Origin of the sequence: Kitasatospora sp. MBT63, from assembly GCF_000710465.2 — a bacterium.
Taxonomy (GTDB): Bacteria; Actinomycetota; Actinomycetes; order Streptomycetales; family Streptomycetaceae; genus Kitasatospora.
The window spans coordinates 1-3,627 of the sequence record NZ_JAIZ01000280.1; the positions used below are offsets into that span (position 1 = coordinate 1).

Consider the following 3,627-nt stretch of genomic DNA (forward strand, 5'->3'; position numbering starts at 1 on the left):
TCCGTGGCCTGACCTTCGGTCAGACCGGCCCGGCTTTGCCGGGCCTGGTCGGTCCGCTTCGCTCCCCTCTGGGGCCGCTCCGCTTCGCTCCGGCGGCCCCTGTGGTTGATCCCAGATCATGAGGTTGGTCTGGGCTTGTGGCTGAGGTGGGGTGAGGCTGGCTGGAGGGGGCGCGTGGGGGTTGGCTTCACTCCTGTTGGATTGGTCTAGTCCACTGTCTAGGTCAGGGTTCCGGACTCGTGATGGGGTGGGTGCGCTACCCTGGCAGGGTGAGCAACGGCCCTCGGTGTATCAAGAGTATGCCGTCAGTAGATCCCGCCGAAACCGGGGACCGGTACTCGGGATTTGAGTGTTCGACGGTGTTCCTGACCGACTGCCTATATCCTGCCGGGTGGCCGCTTGCATTGGATTCTTTGGCCGGGCCTTCCGCGTGTATCAGCGGGGCAGTGTCGGCATTTCCCGTGTGATCTCGTGTGCGGGCTCGGAAATGGGTGAGGGGAGACGGGTTCTCGTGGACGTCGTACAGCTGGGCCTGACGGCCGTTCGGAGTGCCACCGGCGTCTCGCTGCGGGGGCACCAGGAGGAGGCGCTGGAGGCCATCGTGCGGGGCCTGACGCCCCGTCCCGGGCGGCCGGTGCCGCCAGGTGGTCTGCGGGTCACGGTGCAGATGGCCACCGGCTCGGGGAAGTCGTTCGTGGGGGCGGCGGCGGGGCAGAAGCTGGCACGGCACGGCACGGCACGGTGCTGGTGGTGGTGCCGACGCTGGATCTGCTGGTGCAGATGATCGGCTCCTGGCGTGCCGCCGGCCGCTCCGGGGACATGCACGCTGTCTGCTCGTTGGTCGACTCCGAGCTGCCGGCCGGGGTGGGGGCGACGACCAGTCCGCTGATGATCGGCATGTGGCTGGAGCAGGCAGCCAGGCGCTGTAGGCCGGCCACGCTGTTCGCCACGTACACCTCGGTCGGGGCCGTGGCGGACGCCTACGCCTACTGGGCCGAGCAACGGGGTGAGGCGCTGGCACCGCTGGCCCTGATGGTCTGCGACGAGGCGCACCGGTCCTCGGGGAGTCTGGAGAAGAGCTGGACCATCGTTCACGACCAGGCGGAGATCCCGGCGGAGCGCCGGCTGTATATGACGGCGACGCCGCGGATCTGGGCTGCGCCGAGTGCGGCGATGCGGCGGCGTGAGGGCGCCCGTCAGCCGCTCCCGGAGGAGTTGGTCTGTTCCATGGCGGACCAGCGGGTCTTCGGCCCTCAGGTGGTATCCCTGGGGCTCGCCGAGGCCATCGACAGAAAGTTGTTGGCGCCCTTCGAGGTGGTGGTGCTGGAGTTGCGCGAGCCGCGCGCCGACCGCGTGGGCGCCGAGCGGCAGGGCGTGCCGTGGGGGCCGGGTGTCGGGGAAGCGCAGGATGGGAGCGGGGACGAGGTGCCGGCCGCGCATCTCGCCGCGATCCAGGCCGGCCTGATCAAGACCGTGGTCGAGCGGGACCTGCGGCGGTGCATCACCTTCCACAACCGCACGCTCGAGGCCCGCTACTTCTCCGAGACGCTGAACCAGACCGTCGAGAAACTGCACCTCGGCAACCCGCAGAAATACCCGGTCGAGATGTGGGCCCAGTGGCTTTCTGGCGAGCACGGAGTGGATTTCCGCAAGAGCGTCATCCACGACTTCGGACGGGGCGAGGAGCACGACGGCCTTAAACATCGAATCGTCTCTCAGTGTCGCATTCTTGGCGAGGGAGTCGACATCCCAAATGCAGACTCGGTCGTACTAAATGGCCGGGGCAGCATGGTAGATATTGTGCAGGCCATCGGCCGGGCCCTGCGTATCAAGCCCGGCGAGGGAAAGACGGCGAGCCTGATCGTGCCCATTTTCCTGGCGCACGGCGAGGAGCCGGGAGACATTCTGGAGTCGGACAGCTACGGTCCGCTTGTTCGAATCCTTAGCGCGCTCCGCAGCCATGACGAGCGCGTGGTGGAGGCCCTTGCGGTCCCTCAGCAGTCCGGGAAGCGCACGAAGGGGCGCAGCGCTGAAGCTGCCATTTTGCCTGGTGATGTTGGGTCAGGTGAGGGTGGGTCGGGTGCGTTCACGTTGCCGGTGCGGTTCCAGACGCCAGTGGACGAGAACGTGCTGGCGCTGTTCATCGCGTCCCGGGTGCTGAGGGGCGAGAATCAGTACTGGCGGGAGGGCATCAATCACGCCAGGCGCTGGTTTGAGGAGACGGGTGGCCTCGATGTTCCCTATTCAGAAATGGCGGGAGAAGAGGGAAAGTTTCCGCTTGGCAAGTGGGTTTCAGATAGGCGTTCCGAGCATGCCGCGGGTGAATTGGTGCGTCATCGGGTGGAGATGCTGGATGCGCTCGGCATGATCTGGTCCGTGTCGGATGCGCGGTTCGAGGCCGGCCTGGCCTGGGCGCGGGTCTGGGCCGAGGAACACGGTGGCAGCCTGGCAGCGCCCGCACGGGCCTCTATCGGGTCCTATCCGATCGGGACCTGGTTGTCAGAACTGAGAGCTGCGGCCCAGGGGCCCGCAGGCGAACCGGGGGCGCTCGCGCCGGAGCGGTGGGCCGCGCTGGAGGAGATCGACCCGTGGTGGTGCCCTACCTGGCCCATCGTCTGGCAGCGCACGTACAGCGTGGCGCGGATGTGGTGGCTGGAGTTGGACGGCCGCGTGGACTGGGCGCAGCTGCCCGAGGAGACGGTGTTCGAGGGCGAGCAGCTCGGCAGGTGGGTGGTGGTGCAGCGGGCTGGCCTGCCCGGCTTGGAAGCCGAGCAGCAGGAGCTGCTGGCCGCGATCGGCATCGAGGAGGACCCGGAGCTGGTGGCGGCGAAGGCCGCGGCGGAGGCGAAGCCGAAGGTCTCCCGCTCCGACCGGTTCCAGCTCCACTTGGCTGCCTTGGCGGAGTTCGTCCGGGAGCATGGCCACGCGCGGCCCGCCCGCACCTACAGGAGTTCTGACGGCCTGTCATTGGGTGCGTGGACGAACAACACCAAGGCACGGCGGGCCAAACTGAGTGCGGAGCAGCTCGCGCAGCTCGCTGCGCTCGGTGTCGAGTGGGCGGTGGAGGGGGTGTAGGCGACACGGATGGGCGGTGGTCGGCCTGCTTCACCCTTGATGGTGGCTGTTGTTCGGAAGGCTGGGGTCATGGGTTTGGAATCTTCGGTGCGGCTCCGCTGGCTGGTGAGACGGTCTGGTCGTTGATGGGACGGGTCGCTGAGCGGTACGGCGTGCCGGTGGCTGAGCTGCGGGCATCGTGGGGGTGGAAGGGCCAGCCGCCGTGCTCTCCCGGGGTCAGTGGGGTCCGCCCCGACGTCGAGGTCCTCCTGGACCCCGTCGGCCAAGACCTGCTGGTCGCGGTGTGTCGCGCTGGCCGACGCGTCCTGGAGCAGGCCCTGCCTGCCTGGTCGGCCGGGCCGGGAGCCTTCGCTCAAGTGTCGCCAGGCGGGCGGCCCCGGGCTCGGTGGCGACTGGGGGGAGTACATGGTCCGGTCGCGTACGCGTGCCGGCTGTGCACGGCTGGGCGAACTGGTCAGGACGTGGCGGCCGCGAGAGGTGGCAGCGGGTCTGCCTGTGGCATGGGCGGTGGCTGTTGGGCGCGGGTGGTGGCCATGGCCTGGAGCGCCACGG

The 3,627-nt window shown here is 68.5% G+C and carries 2 protein-coding genes; both read left to right on the plus strand.

Annotation, left to right across the window (positions count from 1 at the left end):
- Positions 1 to 511 precede the first annotated feature (511 nt).
- Complete coding sequence (locus tag AA75_RS53475) at positions 512 to 784, plus strand: DEAD/DEAH box helicase family protein (RefSeq protein ID WP_158515520.1); 273 nt, start codon at positions 512 to 514, stop codon at positions 782 to 784.
- The gene (locus tag AA75_RS53480) at positions 751 to 3,075 is read left to right on the plus strand and encodes a DEAD/DEAH box helicase (RefSeq protein ID WP_051812668.1); all 2,325 of its coding nucleotides are present in this window, start codon (positions 751 to 753) and stop codon (positions 3,073 to 3,075) included. The genes AA75_RS53475 and AA75_RS53480 overlap by 34 nt, the downstream gene beginning before the upstream one ends.
- Positions 3,076 to 3,627 lie beyond the last annotated feature (552 nt).